This window comes from Dietzia sp. DQ12-76 (assembly GCF_014145045.1).
GTDB lineage: Bacteria > Actinomycetota > Actinomycetes > Mycobacteriales > Mycobacteriaceae > Dietzia.
The window spans coordinates 1-3,887 of the sequence record NZ_JAALDV010000354.1; the positions used below are offsets into that span (position 1 = coordinate 1).

The window sequence follows — 3,887 nt, forward strand, 5'->3', positions numbered from 1 at the left end:
CCGCCGACCCCGCCGCTCACCGCCCGGCCCCCATCCGGTAGCCCACGCCGCGGACGGTGCGGACGTAGCGGCCCAGCGTGGCATCGTCGCCGAGCTTGCGGCGCAGGTGCGCGACGTGGACGTCCACCAGGTGGTCGTCGCCCACCCAGTTCGGGCCCCACACCGTCTCGATCAACTGGGAGCGGGTGAACACGACACCCGGGTCTCGGGACAGTGCGGCGAGCAGGTCGAACTCGGTGCGCGTCAGCGCTACCGCCTCACCATCGACGCTCACCTCACGACCGGCGACGTCGACGGTCAGAGCCCCGATCCTCCGCGGAGGCGCCTCCACCGCGCTGCCGCCCGCGGACCCGGTGGCGACCCCCGCGTCGTCGAACCCGGTCGCCGGCCCCCGAGGTCGACGCATCATCGCCTGGATCCTGGCCATGAGTTCGCGGGGGCTGAAGGGTTTGGTCACGTAGTCGTCCGCGCCGACGGACAACCCGATCAGCGTGTCCACCTCATCGGTCCGCGCGGTGAGCATCACGACGTACGCGTCGGAGTGGGCCCGGATCCGCCGACACACCTCGACCCCGTCCAGGCCCGGTAACCCCAGGTCCAGGACGATCACGTCCGGGTCCACCGTCCGGGCCAACGTGACGGCCTGGACCCCGTCGCCGGTCACGGAGACCTCGAATCCGTCGCGCCGGAGGTAGGTGGCGACCAGGTCGGCGAGCGACTGCTCGTCGTCGACGACCATGGCACGCAACCCCGTGGGATGGCGCGTGCCGGAACCGGGAACACCGGCCTGTCCGGGGTCGACAGGGGGGTGGGTCATGGTCCCATCATCGCGCTCCACCGGGGGATCCGCCGCCCCCACGACAGCCTTGACCAAACCTTCATGTGACCTCCATCCCGCCGGTCGGGTCCGACGGGCAGGATGGTCACGATCAGTCCGGGCGCCCCGTGGCTCCGTTCGAAAGGACCTCGACGATGACCAGCAGGATCCTCCTCGCGGCCGCAGCCGTGGCCGTTCTCACGCTCTCCGCCTGTGCCGATGGCGGCGACGACACGACGGCCGCGACGCCGGCCACGACCACCACCGCCGAGGACGGCGCTCCCGCGACGGCCGAGGAGGGGGCCTCCGGCGAGCACTCCGCCGCCGACGTGCGGTTCGCGCGGATGATGATCCCGCACCACGAACAGGCCATCGAGATGAGCGACATCATCCTGGCCAAGCAGGACATCCCCGACGACGTCCGAGCCCTGGCCGAGGAGATCACGGCCGCTCAGGGTCCGGAGATCGAGCAGCTCAACCGGTGGCTCGAGGAGTGGGACGAGCCCGGAGCGCACCACGACGGGCACGCCGGCCCCGGCGCAGGTGACCACATGGGTGATCACATGGGTGACGCCGGTGAGATGCGCATGATGGACGGCATGCTCTCGCCGGAGGAGATGCAGGAGCTGGTCGACTCCGAGGGCACCGACGCCGCGCGCTTGTTCCTGGAACAGATGATCGTCCACCACGAGGGCGCGATCGACATGGCGCAGGACCAGGTGGAGGACGGAACCCACCCGCAGGCGGTCGAGCTGGCCCAGACCATCATCGACACCCAGCAGCGGGAGATCGACCGGATGCGGGAGATGCTCGCCGGGCTGTGACGGTGAGATGTGCCGTGCCAACCGGGAACCGCCCGGCCGTGCGCGGACGTGGCCTGCTCGCGGCGGCCCGACGACCTGTGGGCCTCCGTCGAACCGGACCGGTTGCGTCAGAGCGAACCCACCGGCGACCTCGGGGAGACGGCGCTGCCGATGCCTGCTGACGAGTTCTCCCTCTCCGTGGCGCCATATCGGACCTTCACGCACGACGGCTTCTTCCACAGCATCACCACGTGCCTCGGTGACCTCGGCGGCGAGACCGTGCATGTGACCGTGACGGACGGGCCGACTGCCGTAACCGTCCACCGTCCGCCGCAACGCGGCCGCCGCGGTCAGTCGCAGCCGACGTAGTCGGTCCCGCCACAGTCGCACGCGGCTCGGTCAGGTCCAGACACGCGCGGCGCCACCACACTTGACATGACAGCGACCAAGTGTCTACTTTAAAAGCGTCTTCATAACTGTGACGGAAGACACCTCAGGATCGCCCGATCCATCCCCTTCCCTAAGGAAACCCCCATGCGTAAATCTGTGCTGGTCGCGCTCGGCGCGGCCACGATCGTCGCCCTCCCCGCCGCCGGCGCCGCCTCGGCCCAGGCGAATCAGCAGGAACTGAACTTCACCGTCACGGCCGCCCAGAACGGCGGCCTGTCGGTGAACACCGGTGGGCCGGTGAGCACCCTCGGACTGGCGTCCAACGGGGGGTCGGCCTCGGGCTCCCTCACCGTGTTCAGCATCACCGACACCCGGGGCACGACGAACGGATGGAACGCCTACCTGGCGCTCACCGACTTCGTGCACACCCAGGACGCCACCGCGGTCATCCCCGCCACCAAGGCGACCTACCACCCCCCGTCCTCCGCCCTCGGGCTGGTGTTCGGAGGAACGGCCAACCGGGCGGCCGCGGACATCCCCCTGAAGAACGACGACACGCTCATCATGACCCGCACCCAGCGGACCCTCGCCGCACCGCTGGAGACCGCCACGATCCCGAATCTCAACGCGATGACCGTCGACCTCTCGGGCACGGTGGCGATCGGTCAGTACAAGGCCACGCTGACCCTGTCCGCCCTCTGAGTCACCCCTGCCACATCGCAGTTACTGGACACGTGTCCAGTAACTGCGATGTCGTCCCCCTACGAGTCGAGAGCTGATCCCGATGCGTTCTCTTTCGCGGCTGATGGTGGCCCTGATGATGGTGGTCCCGCTCGGCCTGATCGCCATGCCCGCACAGTGGGCCCACGCCCAGCCGAACGGCGGCCCGGTCGATCCCACGGGATCCATCCGGATCTCCCTGATGGACATTCCCGCGGACCGGGTGGACGACCCGCGGGCGAGGTCCTACATCGTCGACAACATCCCTCCCGGGGAGTCGATCTCGCGCCGGGTGCAGGTGACCAACGACACCGGCGCCCCGGCGACTCTCGACGTCTACGCGGGGCCGGCCGAGATCCGGGACGGCGCCTTTGTCCCCCGGCCGCGTGGAGAGACCAACCCGCTCTCCTCGTGGGTGGAACTCAGCGCGGACGAGGTGACGCTGGACAACGGCCAGTCCGCCGAGGTGCTCGTGACCATCACCGTCCCCGAGGACGCGCCCGAGGTCGAGCAGTACGGCGCGGTCTGGGTGTCGACCAGGCCCGCCGCCGCAGAGGGCGAGGAGCAGATCCAGCAGGTGTCGCGGGTCGGGGTGCGGCTCTATGTGTCCGTCGGCGAGGGCAACGGTCCCCCGTCGGACTTCCAGATCGAGAGCCTCACCCCGCAGCGCGATGCCGAGGGCAACGCCGCGGTCGCGGTGCGGGTGCAGAACACCGGCGGCAGGGCCGTCGACGTCTCCGGGACCCTGACCCTGGGCGACGGACCGGGGGGCCTGACCGCCCAGGCGGTGTCCGCCAGCACGCTGACGATCCCCCCCGGCGGCGGCGACGAAGTGATGTTCGTGATCCCGTCCAGCGTGGAGTTCCCGGCCGGCCCGTGGCAGGCCACCGCGGAGCTCGAGAGCGGGTGGGCGCAGCACTCCATGAGCTCGGAGATCACCTTCCCCGACCAGGGTGTCGGAGAGACGAGCAACGGCGACGGAGGGTGGTCGATCGGGCTGTGGGGCGCACTGATCGCGGGACTCCTCGCGGCGACGGCGCTGGCGCTCATCCTCCTGCGCCGTCGCTCCTCGGGCGGCGACGAGCGCCCCGCGGAGACGCACTGATGGTCGTGAGGGCGGCGGCGGTCCTCGCCGTCACCGCCGCCGCCGTCACCGT

Annotated in this window: 4 protein-coding genes and 1 pseudogene; 4 read left to right on the plus strand and 1 reads right to left on the minus strand. The window is 70.3% G+C overall.

Features of this window, described 5'->3' with window-relative positions:
- Positions 1 to 16: 16 nt before the first annotated feature.
- The gene (locus G6019_RS12095; RefSeq protein ID WP_107758200.1) at positions 17 to 739 is read right to left on the minus strand and encodes a response regulator transcription factor; all 723 of its coding nucleotides are present in this window, start codon (positions 737 to 739) and stop codon (positions 17 to 19) included.
- Positions 740 to 972: 233 nt separating this feature from the next.
- Between G6019_RS12095 and G6019_RS12100 the strand changes: the two genes are divergently transcribed.
- The 4 genes and pseudogenes from G6019_RS12100 (at position 973) to G6019_RS12115 (ending at position 3,835) form a co-directional block, all read left to right on the plus strand.
- Positions 973 to 1,641: a DUF305 domain-containing protein gene (locus tag G6019_RS12100; RefSeq protein WP_107758201.1), complete on the plus strand. Its 669-nt coding sequence runs from the start codon at positions 973 to 975 to the stop codon at positions 1,639 to 1,641.
- 57 nt (positions 1,642 to 1,698) lie between these two features.
- Positions 1,699 to 1,941: pseudogene (locus tag G6019_RS12105) on the plus strand (CueP family metal-binding protein); the annotation flags it as partial.
- Between the two features lie 213 nt (positions 1,942 to 2,154).
- Positions 2,155 to 2,712, plus strand: coding sequence for a hypothetical protein (locus G6019_RS12110; protein ID WP_182613759.1), 558 nt, complete (start codon positions 2,155 to 2,157; stop codon positions 2,710 to 2,712).
- An 82-nt stretch (positions 2,713 to 2,794) separates the two neighbouring features.
- The gene (locus G6019_RS12115) at positions 2,795 to 3,835 is read left to right on the plus strand and encodes a COG1470 family protein (protein ID WP_182613760.1); all 1,041 of its coding nucleotides are present in this window, start codon (positions 2,795 to 2,797) and stop codon (positions 3,833 to 3,835) included.
- Positions 3,836 to 3,887: the final 52 nt, after the last annotated feature.